Source organism: Bradyrhizobium oropedii, assembly GCF_020889685.1.
GTDB lineage: Bacteria > Pseudomonadota > Alphaproteobacteria > Rhizobiales > Xanthobacteraceae > Bradyrhizobium > Bradyrhizobium oropedii.
The window spans coordinates 31,316-49,135 of the sequence record NZ_JACMYO010000048.1 but is presented as its reverse complement, the minus strand read 5'-3'; the positions used below and the strand labels follow the sequence as shown (position 1 = coordinate 49,135).

The 17,820-nt window shown below is 58.4% G+C and carries 14 protein-coding genes; 12 read left to right on the top strand and 2 right to left on the bottom strand.

What is annotated here, in order from left to right; all coding sequences use genetic code 11:
* From H8A95_RS15765 to H8A95_RS15745, 5 genes are all read left to right on the top strand, one after another.
* The coding region (locus H8A95_RS15765) for a TCP-1/cpn60 chaperonin family protein (RefSeq protein ID WP_274617419.1) at window positions 1-659 on the top strand (659 nt) is incomplete at its 5' end.
* 3,131 nt (window positions 660-3,790) lie between these two features.
* The gene (locus H8A95_RS15760) at window positions 3,791-4,090 is read left to right on the top strand and encodes a hypothetical protein (protein WP_229171356.1); all 300 of its coding nucleotides are present in this window, start codon (window positions 3,791-3,793) and stop codon (window positions 4,088-4,090) included.
* 160 nt (window positions 4,091-4,250) lie between these two features.
* Window positions 4,251-5,720, top strand: coding sequence for an acetyl-CoA carboxylase biotin carboxylase subunit (locus H8A95_RS15755; protein WP_229171355.1), 1,470 nt, complete (start codon window positions 4,251-4,253; stop codon window positions 5,718-5,720).
* A 1-nt stretch (window position 5,721) separates the two neighbouring features.
* Complete coding sequence (locus H8A95_RS44170; RefSeq protein WP_229171354.1) at window positions 5,722-6,225, top strand: acyl-CoA carboxylase biotin carboxyl carrier protein subunit; 504 nt, start codon at window positions 5,722-5,724, stop codon at window positions 6,223-6,225.
* A gap of 1 nt (window position 6,226) precedes the next feature.
* Window positions 6,227-7,834 carry an acyl-CoA carboxylase subunit beta gene (locus H8A95_RS15745; RefSeq protein WP_229183939.1) on the top strand — a complete coding sequence of 536 codons (1,608 nt, stop codon included), beginning with the start codon at window positions 6,227-6,229 and terminating at the stop codon, window positions 7,832-7,834.
* A 65-nt stretch (window positions 7,835-7,899) separates the two neighbouring features.
* On the opposite strand, the gene H8A95_RS15740 is transcribed toward H8A95_RS15745, so the two are convergent.
* The gene (locus tag H8A95_RS15740; protein WP_229171352.1) at window positions 7,900-8,049 is read right to left on the bottom strand and encodes a hypothetical protein; all 150 of its coding nucleotides are present in this window, start codon (window positions 8,047-8,049) and stop codon (window positions 7,900-7,902) included.
* A gap of 486 nt (window positions 8,050-8,535) precedes the next feature.
* Between H8A95_RS15740 and trpD the strand changes: the two genes are divergently transcribed.
* The 7 genes from trpD (at window position 8,536) to H8A95_RS15705 (ending at window position 16,890) form a co-directional block, all read left to right on the top strand.
* The gene (gene trpD / locus H8A95_RS15735) at window positions 8,536-9,543 is read left to right on the top strand and encodes an anthranilate phosphoribosyltransferase (protein WP_229171351.1); all 1,008 of its coding nucleotides are present in this window, start codon (window positions 8,536-8,538) and stop codon (window positions 9,541-9,543) included.
* 260 nt (window positions 9,544-9,803) lie between these two features.
* Window positions 9,804-9,986, top strand: a complete 183-nt coding sequence (locus tag H8A95_RS15730) for a hypothetical protein (protein WP_229171350.1) — start codon at window positions 9,804-9,806, stop codon at window positions 9,984-9,986.
* Between the two features lie 281 nt (window positions 9,987-10,267).
* Window positions 10,268-10,795 (top strand): flavin reductase family protein, encoded by a 528-nt coding sequence (locus H8A95_RS15725; RefSeq protein WP_229166934.1) that lies wholly within the window; start codon window positions 10,268-10,270, stop codon window positions 10,793-10,795.
* Between the two features lie 667 nt (window positions 10,796-11,462).
* The gene (locus tag H8A95_RS15720; RefSeq protein ID WP_229166933.1) at window positions 11,463-12,587 is read left to right on the top strand and encodes a M20 family metallopeptidase; all 1,125 of its coding nucleotides are present in this window, start codon (window positions 11,463-11,465) and stop codon (window positions 12,585-12,587) included.
* Window positions 12,588-13,564: 977 nt separating this feature from the next.
* The gene (locus H8A95_RS15715) at window positions 13,565-13,867 is read left to right on the top strand and encodes a hypothetical protein (protein ID WP_229166932.1); all 303 of its coding nucleotides are present in this window, start codon (window positions 13,565-13,567) and stop codon (window positions 13,865-13,867) included.
* Between the two features lies 1 nt (window position 13,868).
* Window positions 13,869-15,404 carry a class I adenylate-forming enzyme family protein gene (locus H8A95_RS15710; protein WP_229166931.1) on the top strand — a complete coding sequence of 512 codons (1,536 nt, stop codon included), beginning with the start codon at window positions 13,869-13,871 and terminating at the stop codon, window positions 15,402-15,404.
* A gap of 184 nt (window positions 15,405-15,588) precedes the next feature.
* Window positions 15,589-16,890, top strand: a complete 1,302-nt coding sequence (locus H8A95_RS15705; RefSeq protein WP_229166930.1) for a preATP grasp domain-containing protein — start codon at window positions 15,589-15,591, stop codon at window positions 16,888-16,890.
* A 250-nt stretch (window positions 16,891-17,140) separates the two neighbouring features.
* On the opposite strand, the gene H8A95_RS15700 is transcribed toward H8A95_RS15705, so the two are convergent.
* Window positions 17,141-17,818, bottom strand: a complete 678-nt coding sequence (locus H8A95_RS15700; protein ID WP_229166929.1) for a 2OG-Fe(II) oxygenase — start codon at window positions 17,816-17,818, stop codon at window positions 17,141-17,143.
* Window positions 17,819-17,820: the final 2 nt, after the last annotated feature.

Below are 17,820 nucleotides of genomic sequence, written 5' to 3'. Positions count from 1 at the left end.
AGAACACCACGATCGTCAACGGCGCCGGCAAGAAGGCCGACATCGACGCCCGCGTTGCCCAGATCAAGGCGCAGATCGAGGAGACCACCTCGGACTACGACCGTGAGAAGCTGCAGGAGCGTCTCGCCAAGCTCGCAGGGGGCGTCGCGGTGATCCGCGTCGGCGGCGCGACCGAGGTCGAGGTGAAGGAGCGCAAGGATCGCGTTGATGACGCGATGCACGCGACCCGCGCGGCTGTCGAGGAAGGTATCTTGCCGGGCGGCGGCGTCGCCCTGCTCCGTGCATCCGAGCAGCTCAAGGGACTGCGCACCAAGAACGACGACCAGAAGACCGGCGTCGAGATCGTGCGTAAGGCGCTGTCCTGGCCGGCCCGCCAGATCGCTATCAACGCCGGTGAAGACGGCTCGGTGGTGGTCGGCAAAGTCCTAGAGAAGGATCAGTACTCTTACGGCTTCGATGCGCAGACTGGCGAGTACAGCAACCTCGTCTCCAAGGGCATCATCGACCCGACCAAGGTCGTACGCATCGCGGTCCAGAACGCCTCCTCTGTGGCGGCGCTGCTGATCACGACGGAAGCGATGGTTGCCGAACTGCCGAAGAAGATCGCGGCCGGTCCCGCAATGCCTCCGGGCGGCGGCATGGGCGGCATGGACTTCTGATCCAGCCTCTCAAAGCATCGATGACAGGCAGAACCCTGGCAGCAATGCCAGGGTTTTCGACTTCGGGCAAGCTTGCAACGACGGCAGCCGTTGCCAGCCTGGAGCTGGATCGGCAGTTGGCCCCGAGACCCGAATGGCCCAAACCATCGACCTATCCATATCAGCGGCGGTCCGACCCAGACTTAAGTTGCTTGGCCTGACCATTGTCTCAGCGGCGCTGAGCCTTCACGCGGGATGAATCGGGCCCCAGTACAGCGGTGGCGAGCCTGGCTTACTTGCCATTTGGATCACCTGGAGTTGCCTCTTTTCACTCCAGTGTTCGACCCGTCGTCCGACCAGGAGCGCATCGGATGCGCCGGGGGGCTGGCTTTCGACCTCTTGCCTGCATTTCCTATTTGCCGCGCCGTCCGAAGCGCCGGGGTGCCCTTATTAGACCTCGTATTTGCATCTCATGGCCGGACGACTTGTCCGAAGCGCCATCCGCGAGAATGGCAGTCGTCGAAAATAAGGTATGCTGCGGAAAGTGCGCCGATTGTGCGCTTCATCTCGTCTCCTGGATGGGCTCCGCCGACCAACCACCGCAAATCAATGATGTACCATGAGCGCGTGTTCATCGACTGCGCCTATCGCGTCCCTCAATTCGGCATGCACTGTCCTATTAATTGATGATCCAGATCAATCCTAGAATGTGTGTGTCAGCATGTTATGGAATTGATGCTGAGGGAGCAAAAGGTCAGGCAGGTCAGGGAATGATTTTTGACGAAGGAGCAACTCGCTCGAGACGCAGCAGAGATATTCGATTACTGCGCGCATTTCGATCGAACAAAATCAGGCAGCGCGCCGGCGCGTTGTCCAGGCTGTAGAGGCAATGGCAAAAGGCCGCTCTGGACGAAGCCGCGCGCGATGTGCAATTTCTTAAGCTTTACGCCAACCGAGCTGCGGTCTCCCGATCCCTCACGTGGGCCAAGAGCTTTGACAGACGCGACGGTTTCTAGCATCGTCGAGCTGCCCGACCAGCGAAGTCATAAGACCAGCTCGGCGGACCCCAGTGTCTTTGCTTCCTCAGCTTCCAGATACCCGTTCGCCGTGGCCCCGTGTAAAACCTCATCCGCGGTTCAGAAAGAACGGCGCCGACCACCAGTAACGACAGCAAGAACAAGACTCTCCAGCAGTGCCCCTCTCAGCCATAACGCATCAATAAGTTTCATAAAAGAAGCGGCCCCAGCGAGGAGTTCAAGCTGGGGCCAAGCTGAGATCGCCGGACCGCCGGTCGCCGAAATCAGCGGCCGTACTAGGGCTGAAAAAATACGAAATGAAAATTACCTGCCCACTGTTCGTATGATCGGAATGAATTTGGGTTCCGGAAATAAACGCGTGTGAATCTCGACGAAGAATTGTCAGCGACCGGCAGGTATCATAATCCGGGCCCGCCCGGTTTGCTCACTGATTTCTGTTTTTGAAAATTCGGAGGCAAACATTACTCGGGGCAGAGACTGATGCTCGACCTTGGCCTACCTCACCTGTCCGGACTAACACGTTATTGATCGCATCGCCTTGTTTTGCGAGAGGGAGGAAGAAGCCAAGTAGCCTGCAAAGCCGCTCGTTGAGCGGCGCGCCGTAGAGGGGACAGGGCGCGATCGTTTAAGTTTTGGACTGCTGATGACTTGATGAACCGGATTCTGCTTTTTGAACTACCTCGCCTGGATTCTGACGGGGCTGCTGGACCGGAATCCAAGCCCGCTGTTCCTAAAATTGGCTCCCGTCTCGGCATGGCCTCAAAAACGTACACACCATGCGGACCACTGAGGCGCGGAAGCCGCGCTGACTAAAGTAAAGTCCTGCTTGTGGTAGGCGATCGCTTGCCGTGCCGCTGGCTGTGACGGAGGTTCGGTGTTCTCGGCGCGCCAGCCGGTCCGGAAATGAAACCTCCGCGAATATACGACCGCTTGCAATTTATTTGCCGATCACCCCTTGTTTGTAGATCAAGCTGGCTTGTCAGTTAACGTTTTCATCGAACGACTTAGTGGCAACTTTCGCCGATGGTAGCCATTCATCCGGACGTCTTCGCGGATTTGCTCGCTGACCGAGCGTACGAAGCGCTTCTTCCGCCAGTTCCTGTTCAAATCGATGGGAATGGAATTGCCTCGAGGAACGACGAGAAGGTCATTCCGTTCGTTCAAGTAGATATCGTACATGGAAATCCTCGCTTCGGGCGAACATAGGCCGAAGCTCAAGCCCTTTGGTGACTTGGACGACACAGTCTCAAGAAAGCCGCACAGGCCGCTTTGCCTCGAAACGCCAAGGCTGGGAGGGATGATCTCTGCTTCATCGTAGGCGGCAGGAGGGAAGATCAAAGAAAACTCCGGACCGGGCACCGTCTTGATCGGCGGAGGGTCACTGGTCTCGGCTTGGCTTGTTCGGCGCGCTTTTCGTCGCCACAAGGTGCCGGCTTTGCAATTGGCGGCCGCCCTCTCCCGCTGCTTGCCTGATCCGGCTGACGTCGATGATCTAAGATCTAAATTTCCGGGCACGGTCGGCACTATTCTGACTATTTACTCAGGATTGCTCTTTCTTGAAATGGAGGAAGTTACAGACATCATAATATTCTATGTCGTTCAGCCGGAAGCCATAGGCCGATATGCGGTTCACCAGAAAGACTGGATCGGATTCATAGCGGTGAGCATGCAATTCGCACATCAAAGAAATGCGACACCGGCGCTGCGTATGATTGCGTAACAGCGACGCTCGTGGCCTCGGTGGCGTAAGCCGACAGTCACACCAATGGCTACGCGGTGGCTGATGCTTGTGCTGCCCCGCGCCATGCAAAACCGCAGTTCAGAAACACTAGGTGCGCTCTTCCAGCTGAGACGCCCTCGCCCTGCCGCACGTGTAAGACTGTACACGGAATATGCACATCCCAAATATCTTCAGACGATTGGGCCCACGAAGGGGCTTGAATCGCACGTCGCGTCAGATTGTACGATCCTAAACAAGTGGGGACCACCTCCGACAATTGAGACGCTTCCTAACAGGTATTGGGAATTGCGACCCCGGCCTGTTTCCCGGTCGACAGGTCATCTTGCGCTTCACGCCGGTAAATAACCACAGCCCCATCGACTTGAAGGGATATCATGACTCAAAACCAACGAATCCGTTTGGCTTCGCTCCTCAACGCCAGCCACTGCGCGATCGCCCTTGCTGTCGCAATGACAGCTGTAATCCCCGAGCCATTGAACGCGCGCGACCAGGCGCCGACCGCAGAGGAGAACGAGGCTTGCATGGAGGATGTGTTCCGCCTGTGTAGCAGCCAAATACCAGATCGTGTCGCCATCACTTCTTGTCTCAGATCCAAGCAAGCGAGCCTCAGCCAGCAATGTCGTTACGTGATCTCCGTACGAGATACTGGCAAGAAAAACAGCGAATCGAAGTGACGGATCGCCAACAATGCCGGTGCCCGATCAGCTCACGCTCAGAAATGGCTCCAGCCCGACCTAGCACCAGGGCAAGTGAAAAGCGCGGCCATCGAGAGTGGCGTCAATCGCTCACAACTGACAGAAGCTCTGGCCCGAGCGCGCTTGTCCGGATAGGCAAATGCACAAATTCCCATTCAATACAGTTCTGATCGCCAATAGGGGCGAGATAGCTGCACGAATCATCAAAACGCTGCGCAAGCTCGGACTTCGTTCTGCAATTGCCTACCACGAGGCTGACGCCCTGAGCCCCGCTGTCTCCATGGCCGACTTAGCGATTCCGATCAGCGGCCGCTCGCCGATCGCGAGCTACCTGGACATCGCGCAGATCATCGGTGCCGCCCGCAAGGCGAGCGCTGGGGCGCTGCATCCGGGTTACGGATTGCTTTCCGAGAACGCGGAGTTCGCCAGGGCTGTGATAAAGGCCGGTATTACCTTCATCGGGCCTGCTCCGGAAATCATCGACCTAATGGGGGACAAGATCCGGGCTCGCAATTTCGTTCAGCGGAACGGCTTTCCAGTCGCGCCTTGCGCCATCGAAGAAGACGATCCAGCGACATTCGTTTCGAGAGCGACGGCTGTTGGAGTTCCTTTGCTCGTTAAGCCATCAGGGGGCGGTGGCGGCAAGGGCATGCGGATTGTACGCGACCTCAATACATTGGAGGCAGCCATTGAGCAGGCGCGCAGTGAAGCGCGCCGCTACTTTGGAGATAGCCGACTTTATGTCGAACGATATGTCGAACTCCAGCGGCACATTGAAGTACAGGTGCTCGGCGACGCCTTCGGTAACTTGATCCATCTCTTCGAGCGCGAGTGCTCGGTGCAGCGGCGCTTCCAGAAGATCATCGAGGAGACGCCCTCGCCCGCGCTGTCACCAGAATTGCGGACACGGATTTGCGAAGCCGCTGTCGGCATCGCCCGTGCAGCGCAATATCAAAATGCTGGAACGGTTGAGTTCATTCTCAGCGAAGACGAGTTCTACTTTCTCGAAATGAACACTCGCCTTCAAGTTGAGCATCCAGTGACCGAGATGATTACCGGCGTCGATCTGATCGCCGAACAAGTCTATGCCGCCGCGGGCCGCGAACTTGCACTTTCGCAATCCGATATTGCTTCGAATGGGCATGCAATCGAGCTCAGGCTGTACGCGGAGGCTCCCGAACGTGGATACGTCCCAACCACTGGCAACGTACTTCTTCTCGAATATCCGGATGGCGTACGGATCGATAGCGGCATCATGCAAGGTCAGCGCATCACGCCGGCATTTGATCCGATGCTCGCAAAGATCATCGTGCATGCACCAACCCGCGCAGAGGCTGCTCTGAAAGCCCATCGCGCGGTTCGAGAGCTTGTTCTACTCGGGTGCGAGACCAACGCAAGCTTGCTCGCCCGGATCCTGGCTGACGAGGCATTTCTCGGCGGTCAGTTCCATACGGGATACCTTGAAGAAAACCCACATCTCGCAGCGGGCAACTTTGCTACCGGACTGTCCGCGTTCCTGGCATGCGCCGCTCTCCTGACGGGACCGGTGCGCGCTTCCGCAAACGCCGTGCCAGAGCTTCACGCAGCACTCGGCAGCTGGAGGAATTGACGTGCATCACTCATTCGAGATCGACGGCGTAGACCATAGGCTATGGCTTTCAAACAGCCAGCAGGGCTACCGGCTCCATTTGCGTGACCAAGTGATTACCCCCGTCGCATTCACTTATCACAGTGAGAGTAGCGGTATCCTGACGATTGCGGGTGAGAGCGAACCGGTCAGGTTCGCCATCGAGGGCGAGCTCATTCATCTACATATACGCGGCAGAGCCCGTATTTTGCGTTACATTGACCCGTTGCGAACGCTCGCTCCCGCGAATGACGGAACGCGCCCTCTAATCGCCCGGGCGCCGATGCCTGGCGTAGTTGTTGCGACCACCGTTTCGCCTGGTCAATCAGTCTCAGCGGGAATGGCGCTGATGACGATTGAGAGCATGAAGCTGGAAACGATCATACGCTCACCACAGGATGGCATCGTCGATCGGGTTCACGTCAAGGAAGGCGAGAGCTTCGAGCATGACGCTGTGCTGGTCACGCTCTCCAAAGAAGGGCGCTGAAATGCAGCGGATCGGTTCCGTTGCGGACGTGAACTCGCAAGCGTTTCGTCGCAACGACCTCCATAACAGACAACTTGCGGCCGAATTGAAGGAACGTCAACGCGCCGCCCGGTTCCACCGGCCCGAGCGGGACTTCGAGCGACTGCGTCGACAGAATAAGCTGTTTGTTCGCGAGCGAGTCGAAGCTTTGCTCGATCCGGAAACCCCGTTTCTGGAGCTTTCCACGCTGGCCGCCAACAAGGCATACGACGGCGAGGTGCCCGGCGCCGCGCAGGTCGTCGGCATCGGCATTGTAGCGGGTCGCGAGGTGATTGTTCACGCCGACGATGCCAGCGTGAAAAGCGGCGCATGGTATCCGCTCTCGGTCAAGAAGATCGTGCGCGCCTTAGATATCGCCATCGAAAACCGTCTGCCGATGGTTCATCTGTGCGACTGCGCTGGCGGATTCCTCCCTTTGCAAGCGGAATTCTTTGCTGATCGCTACCACGCCGGTCGAATTCTCCGGAATCAATCCATTCTCTCGAAGATGGGAGTGCCGCAGGTCGCCATCGTCATGGGCCATTGCACCGCGGCAGGGGCCTACGTCCCGGCGCTTAGTGAATACAACATTATGGTCGAAGGTACGGGAGCGATTTTTCTCGGCGGCCCCCCGGTCGTAAAGGCTGCCACCGGGGAACAAGTGTCCGCCGAAGACCTTGGCGGCGCCCTCATGCATACCAGCGTGTCGGGCACCAGTGACTACTTCGCAAGGTCCGAGATGCATGCAATTGCGATTGCACGCGACGTCGTCGCTCGCTTCCACCAGCCGGCGAAACCCTGGATCGATCGAGTCGCCCCTGAACCGCCCGCCTATAGTGCATCCGAACTTTACGGTATCATTCCAAAGGACGCACGAGCGCAGTTCGACATGCGAGAGATCATCGCCCGTCTGGTCGATGGCAGCCGATTTCATGAGTACCAGCCGCGCTACGGGACATCACTCGTGTGTGGCTTTGCGCAGCTTTATGGATATCAAGTCGGGATCCTTGCCAATAACGGCGTGCTGTTCAGCGATAGTTCGCTGAAGGGCGCTCATTTCATCCAATTATGCGACAAGAACCGAACGCCCCTGCTCTTCCTGCAGAACGTCACGGGCTTCATGGTTGGCCGCGAATATGAGCGGGGTGGGATCACCAAGGATGGCGCCAAGCTGATCATGGCTGTGTCCGGAGCGTCCGTGCCGAAGTTTACGATCGTTTGTAATAGCTCGCACGGCGCGGGAACTTACGCTATGTCGGGACGCGCGTTTGATCCTCGATTTGTGTTCAGCTGGCCGAATTCTCAGATATCTGCGATGGGCGCCGACCAGGCTGCAGGCGTTCTCACCCACGTCAAGGCGAGACAATTGGCTCGCGTGGACGGACGCCTCTCCGAGCAGGAATTGGCAGCCATTCGAGAACCAATTCTTGAGCAATATCGCGAGCGATCGAGCGCCTATTATGCGACCTCCGAGCTCTGGGACGACGGTATCCTTGATCCTGTCGACACCAGAACCGCCCTCGCAATCGCATTGAGCGCTTCGCTCAATGCGCCAGCCGACACGCCGCAGTACGGCGTATTCCGACTGTAAAGCAGGACCGAACACGATGTCCGGCTCGAGACATGCCACCTTCGGCGACCGTCCGAAGGTAGAGTTCACGTGGTGACCGATTCCGCCATGCTCGAACGCATTTCATTCCACAACGTGGCGATGCCGAGATTGCCTTGTGTTTCTATCAGCACTGCAAATTGGGGCGTGGTTCTCCCCTGACTCGTTTGAACGAACGCACGCTCCGGCGGGTCCATGATGCTCTCAGCCGCTCTACGATGTTCGGGGCGCGTTCTGCGCAATTCATTTACAATCTGGCGGAGCCGGTTTGTCGCGAGCGCCCCTTCAACGCTCCACGACGGAGGCGCCCGCAGACCTGAACGGCTTCGAAGGATGCGGTGCATCGGGTCGGGATACCGCGATCAAGAGGCGGCCGCGGCGAGCGCCGGCGCGAGACATTATTGTTGGTGCTGGCGTCCACGCGCCTGCACTGTTGTCCTTGGCCGGCGATCTCCTTTGGACGGTACCACGAAATGGTGCGCTTGACCCTCACGTAGCGTCAGGTTGTAGCCTCACCCGGCCCCCCTGCGCTCAACCGACCGATACGCAAGGGTCAATGAAGTATCAGCCGCGCGCGGATGGGGCGGCCAGCTGCTTCGATGCAACCAATGCGATATCTCTTCAACGAAAGACCCCGTTGAACGGACGAGCCTAAGGTTTGGATAGGGACCGTGTAAAGTTCGATGGAAGCGCTCAAATCGATCATTGGCAAAGTTGCCACCGGCTCCACTCTGACGCGTGACGAAACCGCGTTAGCCTTTGACAGCATGATGTCGGGCCACGCGACTCCCTCGCAGATCGGCGGCTTGTTGATGGGAATGCGGGTCCGCGGCGAAACGGTCGAAGAAGTCACCGGCGCAGCCTCCGCGATGCGGAGTAGAATGCCGCGGGTCGAGGCGGCATGCGACCCCATCGATATCGCCGGCACGAGCGACGCCCCTATGTGTTCGGTCAACGTGTCGACGTGCGCCTCGTTTATCGTCGCCGGGGCCGGCGTTCCTGTCGCCAAGCATGTCAACCGCGCTGTGTCCTCGGGTTCGGGTGCCGCAGGCGTGTTGGCGCGCCTCGGCGTGAAGATTGATCTCAAGCCCGAAGCCGTTGCCCGTTGTGTGCACGAAGCCGGCATCGGCTTCATGTTTGCGTCGGCCCGTTATCCGGCGATGCAGCGCATTGGCCAGATCCGGACCGCACTTGGGACCCACACGATCTTAAATCTAATCGGACCTCTGTCCAATCCGGCCAGGGTCAAGCGGCAGATCGTCGGGGTATTCTCTCGCGAATGGGTCCAGCCTCTGGCCTACGTATTGAAGAACCTTGGTGGCGAATCGGCATGGGTGGTTCATGGCTCGGACGGGCTCGACGAAATAACCCTCACCGGACAGACCTTTGTTGCCGCACTTGAGGCGGGTACAGTCCGCACCTTCGAAGTGACGCCGGAAGAAGCCGGGCTCCCCCGCTGCCGCGAGGAGGTGCTGGAGAGCGGCGATGCCGGAGCAGCCGCGCTGCAAAGCATGCTCGATGGCGCACCAAGTCGATTTCGCGACGCCGCGCTTTTGAACGCGGCGGCGGCATTGATCGTGGCCGGCCGGGCCTCGACGCTGCAGGAAGGCGTTGCACTTGGGCAAGACTCGCTTGATCGCGGCGCCGCAGCCGCTCGACTGAAGCGCCTGATCGCGGTTTCCAACGCGTGACAGCCGAGTTGGTCGACGTTCCGATATTCCGACCATGGCCGACGCTCACAAGCGCGAAGGGATTGCAGCCGCGAATGCGCGTTGCTTCTGCGAGATCTCGAAGAGGGTGCGCCTGCTAGCGTCGTGACCAAACAATTCGCCTTAAGCACGCGGCGCCAGAGGCAACCTTCTTCATCGGCAAGAGCTGTTGCGGCAAACCGTTGAAGTCGGGGCCCGCGACGAAGTCGCGCGCGCTGCACTCAAAAAGGAGATATTCGAGGATGTCCTCACAGGATATGGAAACGTTCGGATCTATCGCAATGATAGAACACATCATTCGAAAGTTTCGGGAATTGATCGACACGGATGGTTCGATCCAGCCGGAGCTGCGAGCTGCGCTGCACGCGACGCTCGATGAGCATCTTCTCGATGCGAAAAAGCGTGTTCTCTTGAGAGTACATTAGGCGCGCTGATGCTGCTACATCCGGACAAATCCGACCGGGCTGCTCATGGACGTGTCGTCGCGATCAGCGCAGCAGGCAGAACTGCGCGTCGCCACCGCTACGTGCTTTCAATAGGGCGCTCCCCAAGCAGGAAGCCTCCTCGCGCTGAGCTGCCCGGCAAAAGCGGCGGCCATTGGTCGCACAAATTCAACACCGCGCGCCCAATAGCAGGCGCAAAGGGATCAAGGTCATCTGCTCGTAACGGAAACACCAGAATTGGAGTACAACTCCAGAGGTAGGTCATGAGCCACCACCAGTCTCCTCCTAGGATTCGGGATATTCCGTCTGTCCAAGCGACAGAGTTCCGTGAGGCCATGCGAAATGTGGTGGGCGGTGTCGCCATCGTGGCGACCGGAACGGCCGCCGAACGGCGTGGACTGACGGTTAGTTCTGTGACGTCCATTTGCATGGAGCCGCCGTGCCTGCTCGTTGGCATAAATGCCGGCTCCGAGGCGCATGACGGGATACTCGCCAGTCGCAGTTTTGGAATCAGTCTTCTCCGCAGCGACCAGGAGGACCTTGCGCTACGTTTTGGCGGTCAGGAGGGCGCGAAAGGTGTTCACCGCTTCGATACCGCGCCCTGGGAACAGGGCTTCCTCGATGTACCGCTATTGCCGAACGCATTTTGTGCGCTCGAATGCGTTTTGTACGACCACAAGCTGGTTGGCACACATACGATCTTTATCGGGCGAATTATCGCGACCCGGGTAGGCCACGGCAATCCATTGATCAACTTCCGGGGCGCGCTTCGAACCTTGCTGCTTGATTGAGTGCGAGTCGCTTGCAAGCACCGTTCAATGAGTGCGGGCGTTCACGCGAGCCTGCGACGAGTTAAAGATCGATGATCTGCATTTTCATGATTTGCGTCACGGAGGCACTATCGTATTTTTCCGCGAGCCGCGCCCCCTGCACGAGCACAAAAGGTGAGATACCGGCTCATGCTGGATGCCTCTTGATACGAACAAGAGCGCGTCCGAGGCAGACATGGAACACAAGGGGTGCCTGGCAACCTTTACCAGTCACGGAGCTGGCGCGCCGATTCAACCGCTGAACCAAGGTTAACCGGCATTATACTCATCTTGCGAAGTGATTATAAAACGCTCAACGTCGGGTTCCATCTCCCCGGCCTGGCATCGACATGTTCAAGGCTGCGCAGCCATCGAAGGATTTCCTGATCAGAACAGCTACAGCTCACTAGAACAGCCAAAACGGTAAGGGCTCTTGAGCTCGCATAATTGCATCCTACCAATCTTGGTAGCTCCGTTATTTCAACCCGCGTAGCATCATTGCCCGCGGCAAGACCAGACTTCAGAGGCAACCTGACCCAACAGTTGGCGGCTCTGAAGGCCTTCGCGCCAGATCATGATACGGCTGAATGCATCTTTATCATGATCTTCTGCGAACGATGAAAGTCGAATTCAAGGGCGTCAGACAACTATGTCCAACAACCCGTTTGAAACCGCGGTGATTCTCGACGGCATCCGCCACTGGGTCGAGATCGAGTCTCCAACGGAGCGGCCGGATCAGCTTAACAAACTGGCTGATCTCGTGGCGTCGGGCTATCGTGACTTGTCGGCCACGGTCGAGCGCCTTGCGGGGCGTGACGGCTGCGGCGATCATTTGGTCACGCGCTCGTCCTGGGGGCAAGGCGTACCGGGCATTCTTGTGCTGAGTCATCTCGACACAGTTCATCCGATGGGATTCATCGAGCGCCTGCCGTTCAAGATCGAGGGCAACAGGGCATTCGGCCCCGGCATTTACGACATGAAGGGCGGCGCCTATCTCGCCTATCACGCGTTCCGGCGAATTTGCGCCGATGATGTCCGCCCGCCGCTCGGCATCACCCAGCTCTACGTATCGGACGAAGAGATCGGCAGCCCGACCTCGCGGGCGTTGATCGAGGCCGAGGGCCGCAAGGCCAAGTATGTGCTCGTGACCGAGCCCGCGCGCGACGGCGGTAAGATCGTCACCGGACGCAAGGGCGTTGCGCGATTCGACGTCTTCGTCAAAGGCACGCCGGCCCACGCCGGCGCGCGCCCCGAGGACGGCTGCAGCGCGATCCGCGAACTCGGCAATGTGATCCAGACCCTGGAGACGATGAACGATCTCAAGCGCGGCGTTACCGTCAATGTCGGCGTCGTCCGCGGCGGCACCAAGCCGAACGTGATCGCCGAAGAGGCCTATGCGGAGGTCGACATGCGGGTGCCGACCATGGCTGACGCCGAAGAGCTGGTGCCGAAGATCCTCGGCATCACCTCGCGCACCAAGGGCGTCAGCGTGAAGGTCACCGGCGAATTGAACCGTCCGCCGTATGGAAAGAGCAACGCCGGCGCCGAACTTTACGAACACGCCAAGGGAATCGCCGCCGAACTCGGCTTCAAGTTGCTCGACGTCTCCAGCGGTGGCGGCTCGGACGGCAATTTCACCGCGCCGCATACCGCAACTCTCGACGGTCTCGGCGTTGACGGCAAGGGAGCCCATACGCATTATGAGCAACTCTACATATCGTCGATTGAGCCGCGCGCCCGGCTCCTCTATCGCCTCTATCAGACACTGCAATGATCTCCGCACCAGAGGAGCCCACGGTCACGACGTGCACCGGATGAAGGTACGCTCGGACATTCGCGTGGCTCGTTCGAACGACGCAAGGTCATAAGCTGCCCTGCCATCAGGCCGACGTGTCGAACACGATCGTCGGATCCCGCCCTGGGCGTTGCCGCGTCAGCGCCGGACAGATGCGACTGAAGTACGACGCAGCGGACGTCACACCCGATATCGGCTGCGAAGACGACGGGCGCCCGATCGCGCAAGCGCGGGCGTTTCTGACAGCGGGCTCATCTGCTTCGAGCCTAGTCTCAATGGGAGGGCGACTTTCTGACGTAGATCGTGGCGCAGAATTGCTGTCGACAGGACACCGCTCGGCAGCGCTTTCCCGGCAAGCCTGAGAGTTTTGGCCTGTTCATACGGGTTGCCGAAAGGGCTTGAATCGGACGTAACGTTAAGTTGTACGATCTTAAGATCGGCGCGTGTCTTCGTCTGCCGTCGGGATTGTGAAGGATTGCGAATGTCTCACCGGGTCAGAACCCACGCTGAATGGTTGGTCATGATCCTCATCCCCGACAGCAAGTCGGTCGAGATGGTTGTGCAGCGTGTCTTGATCGCGGCACTACGGCTCGCAGGTCGTTGTGAACGGCCCGGCATTCCAGAACCGATACTATGCGGCTATCCCAAAGCGAGTCGCCCGCGAGACGATGATGCCAGAAGAGATCAGCGTAGGCCTCGATCCCAAGCCCTTGCAGGGCGCCGCCGCTTCCCGAATTTGAAACCGAACGGCGGGACCACCTACCGAAATCAGTTCGAAGAAACAACGTTTCGCTCGGTTCACACCACTTTCCCGGCGCTGGCTTGGCCTTCTCCTCGCGCAAGTGCGCGACAGCCCATACGACCGCGGAGGTTTTCAAGAGACTTGAGCTGCAAGTGTCGCTGGGCGTGACCGGCGCGACATCGGAAGATATGGCGTGGCATTCTGGAGCAGCAAGTTGAAAGAGCCGGACGGCGTCAAGAAGATCCTGTTGATCGACCACATTGAAGGCCAATGCCGGGCCATTGTCGGCTTCAAAGATGGAGATCCCAGATCGGCGTATATGTGCGGCGAGCCTGTCTGTCAAAAGACCAGCATGACAACCATTAAGAACCGCTTCGTCCCGCAAAAACCGCGTGATCATAGCCTGTACAAAGGGTACCCGAAGCACTCAATCGAGGCCCGCCGAAGTCATTCCGAACTTCGGCTGAACTACATCGGAACCAACGTCTCTTGCGAAGCTCAATCACACGGAGATTGAGTTGGATCTCTGCACATTGATCGAGCGCAACGCTGCGTATGCTCCTGACAAAGCCGCGATCCGTTTCGAGGGACAGACTCTAAGCTACTCCGGCTTCAATCGACGGATCGAGCGGGTCTCGCGCGCCCTCAAGAGCCAGCTCGGCATCGAGAGAGGTGACCGGATCGCGATCCTGAGCCTCAACCGGCCTGACTATCTGGTGCTGCTCTATGCCTGCGCGCGGCTCGGCGTAATCCTCGTCCCATTGAACTGGCGCCTTGCGGCCGCCGAGCAGCTCTTCATTCTGTCCGACTCCGGGGCAAAAGTGCTCGTGCTTGAGCAGTCCTTCAACGCAGTCTTGCCGGTTCTGAGGAGGCCACTTCCTGATATCTCCCTCGTCGGGCTGGACTTTGCCCCGCTCGGCGGAAGCAGGTTGGACGACCTTCTAGACGGAGACTGTGGTGACGGACGCAATCCACGTGCGGACCTGTCCTGCCCACTTCTGATCGTCTATACTTCGGGCACCACGGGGCGGCCGAAAGGCGCTGTGCTGCGTCAAGAAGCGTTGCTATGGAACGGGGTTATGAGTCAGCACATGCATGACCTAACCTCGACTGACCACGCCTTGACTGTTTTGCCGCTCTTCCATGTCGGCGGCCTGAACATCCAGACGACCCCGAGTTTGCATCACGGCGCGACGGTGACAATCCAAAGCCGCTTTACGCCAGAGGCAACGCTTGATGCGTTCGAGCATGACCGGCCCACGCTAGCAGCCTTGGTGCCTGCCATGATGCGAGCGCTGATCGACCATCCACGATGGGCAAGCACGGACCTATCCGCGCTCAAAGCAATCTGTACCGGATCGACGATGGTGCCTCAGCGCCTTGTCGAGCGCTTTGTTGCGCGCGGAGTGCCCGTCTTGCAGGTTTACGGTTCGACGGAGACCTCTCCCATCGCTGTGTATACGAAGCTCGGCGCGGATCTCGTGCCTGAGGGGTCAAGCGGCCTGCCCGGCCTTTGCTGCGAAGCGGCGATCATCGATGATGCCGGCAGCAAATTGCCGCCCGGCACCCCAGGCGAGATCGCAGTACGCGGGCCCAACGTCTTCTGCGGATATTGGAACGATCAACAGGCAACGCGTGAGGCTTTTAGTAATGGTTGGTATCGCACTAGTGACATCGGCCGCCGCGACGCCGATGGATATTTTTGGGTCCATGACCGCAAGAAGAACCTGATCATCTCCGGCGGAGAGAATATCTATCCGGCGGAAGTGGAGCGTGTGCTCATGGGCCATCCGGATGTCGCCGAATGCGCCGTCGTCGGTCGCCCCGATCCGCGCTGGGAAGAAGTACCGATCGCTTACGTGATCAGGCGACCGAGGACCCGGATCGAAGCCGAACCGCTGTTGGCGCATGTCCAATCGCAGCTCGCCCGTTTTAAGGCACCGCGCGAAATCATTTTCACGCAAGAACTGCCGAAAACGGCGTTGGGCAAGGTCCAGCATTTCAAGCTGAAGGAGCTTGACACGGAGTCAAGCCCGCAAGGAGACAGCAATTGAGATGGGCGATTGGCTGGCCGTACTTCCCCACTACACCGCAGGAGATATCGAGACGGCGCAATACCGCCTATCGGTCAGTACCTTCTTACGATGGCGCCGCAGCGAGCTCTTCGTTGCTGGCATGGCGCTTTGTGTTTAACCACGCTAAGTGCCCGGGAGATCGTCGTTGCCTCGGATCCTAATCATGAATGCCGGGACGGCTCAAATGTCGGGCGGCGATCTAACAGCAACTCAACTGTCGCTTCCCGCCAACTCCGCTTGCCGCTCAGCTTGGTTTGCACAGGAGGGTGACCTGATAGTCTCTCCAGTCGTCATCCCGGCTGACCTGTTATCCTTCATTGGCGCGACGCTCAATTTCGACGCGTCGAGTCTCTCTACGCTTGTGCCTGAAGGCGCTCGCGAATCACAGATTCTTAATGATTGCACCCTGCTGTCCAATACTCTCGTCGAGCGACTCAACGGCCATATTCGCCAGAAATCATCTTGGAGAATGTCTCCATGCTACTCTAGTGAAGGCGTAGCGCGCTTGGCGGCGCTGCTGAGCATCCCGCAGAGCGGGGACGATTTCGCTCTGCAGCGAGGGCCGGATCTCTTGAACCGCAAGAGCCACTTCCGTCAACTCGCGACAAGTGTCGCGCTTCCGCTGCCCAATGGATGCGCAACCACGGACTCAAACGAACTATTCAAAGCGGTGACCTCCTTGAGGTCAGAGACCGGCAGCGTGATTGTCAAGCTGGACAATGGAGCGGGCGGAATCGGAAATATCATCCTGACCGGCAATGAAAGCGGACCACTTCCTGGGGCAAGGGATACCCGAACGATTGCTTGGCCATCGTTTGATCCTGAAGCACTTTGGTCTGAGATGACAACAGCATCGTGCAAGACGTTGGTCGTGGAATCGTACCACTTGGCTCATGCCCTGTTCTATCTCGAGTATGAGATAGAGGAGGATGGTTCCATTGCTTTCATCAACAGTGGAAACATACGTCTACGTCGAAGCAAAGATCGATCCGAAAGGGCGCTCATCTGGATAGGACTTGAGCTTCCAAGCGACCTGACGAATGAGCAATGGCTGGCCGCCCAGGCGCATGCCTACCGATTTGTGGAGCTCGCGCGAACGTTGGGATATCGCGGAATGATTAATATTGACGGCATTTTCGCAAGCGACGGCCGGCTTTTCTTTAACGAAGCGAACGGCCGGTGGGGCGGAGGCTCGGTGTTACACAGCATTGCCGTCCGGCTGTTGGGCATCGACTATTCCGGTCGCCACGTCATTTCATCCGTGAGAAACGTCCGATTATGTTCTCTCCAAGCCGCGCTTGATCGTTTCGTCAGGTATGGATTTCTATTTGATGGCAGACGCAAGGAAGGCGTGATCCCGCTTGCCGTCGATCAAGAGGCAGGCACGGTGGAGTGCCTGGTGATCGCGCGCGATCGGGCCGCTGCCCGTAATCTGCAGCACCGGCTATTGACAATGGTCACCTGAGATCACAGGGGTCACGTTCTTAAACTCCTCCATTCATTCGAACCCGTCCCTGCTTCCGAACGTGTGCTTGACACCGGCGTGTTGGGACGTCACGTGAGCATCAGCTTCGTCTCGCTTGAAGTCGATTCCCACCGCGAACCAGGATCCGCCACAAGGGAGATCCAAAGGACGCTCTGCGAAGTGCGCGGCGTCTGGCAGAAGCTGGCTCTCCATACTCAATCCATTCGGAAGCCATTCCAGCTAACGCTCCTCATAGGCCATCGGTAGAGCTTTCGATGATCCGGCGATTCGCGCCGCTGCGTTTTGAACAGAAGTACACCAGCGATCGGCGCTCCCCAGCGTGTACAGGCTTCACCTCATGCCGGAGCCTACATGTGGTGACAAGAACGGCGCCAAATGGCGGCCGAAATACTTGCTGTTCGTACGCGCTTGGATAGACCACAAATTCACCCCCCTCAAAGTCTCTCGCGAGCTGCACAATCACGGAGTACTCGAAATCAGGGTCGCTCTCAGCATCCAAATGGATGCCAACAAAGGATCCGGGAGGCAGACGATGCATTTGGCATCGACGAATCACGTAATCTGACGACGCTCCCAAGATCTTTCTCAGCGCAAAGCTGCGGTCTTTCCTCTCGAGCAGTTCGATGATCTGTCCTGGCGCTTTTCCATTCACGTTGCTAGGAGGGCGGCCGGGCGGGTCTACCCTCACCCGTTTTACGAAGACATTGTGCGAGTCGCCGGCATCTCCCACCCGCACTTCTTCTTCGGGAATCTCAGTCTGCAGCTGATCGATCCTCGCCAAGTCATCTTGGGTGAACAACGTCTGGGGAGCGATCACGACCGTCCCCTTCACCAACAGCTCTATGCGGTATTTCGTGAGAACCTCTTCTGAAAGCAGACGAGATCTATCATTCATTGCGCGCGCCATAC

Bases quoted from the DNA above. Each gene is read 5' to 3' on its own strand.
- H8A95_RS15760 (WP_229171356.1), top strand. From the start codon at position 3,791: ATGACTCAAAACCAACGAATCCGTTTGGCTTCGCTCCTCAACGCCAGC.
- H8A95_RS15755 (WP_229171355.1), top strand. From the start codon at position 4,251: ATGCACAAATTCCCATTCAATACAGTTCTGATCGCCAATAGGGGCGAG.
- H8A95_RS15745 (WP_229183939.1), top strand. From the start codon at position 6,227: ATGCAGCGGATCGGTTCCGTTGCGGACGTGAACTCGCAAGCGTTTCGT.
- H8A95_RS15740 (WP_229171352.1), bottom strand. From the start codon at position 8,049: ATGGACCCGCCGGAGCGTGCGTTCGTTCAAACGAGTCAGGGGAGAACC.
- trpD (WP_229171351.1), top strand. From the start codon at position 8,536: ATGGAAGCGCTCAAATCGATCATTGGCAAAGTTGCCACCGGCTCCACT.
- H8A95_RS15730 (WP_229171350.1), top strand. From the start codon at position 9,804: ATGTCCTCACAGGATATGGAAACGTTCGGATCTATCGCAATGATAGAA.
- H8A95_RS15725 (WP_229166934.1), top strand. From the start codon at position 10,268: ATGAGCCACCACCAGTCTCCTCCTAGGATTCGGGATATTCCGTCTGTC.
- H8A95_RS15720 (WP_229166933.1), top strand. From the start codon at position 11,463: ATGTCCAACAACCCGTTTGAAACCGCGGTGATTCTCGACGGCATCCGC.
- H8A95_RS15705 (WP_229166930.1), top strand. From the start codon at position 15,589: ATGAATGCCGGGACGGCTCAAATGTCGGGCGGCGATCTAACAGCAACT.
- H8A95_RS15700 (WP_229166929.1), bottom strand. From the start codon at position 17,818: ATGGCGCGCGCAATGAATGATAGATCTCGTCTGCTTTCAGAAGAGGTT.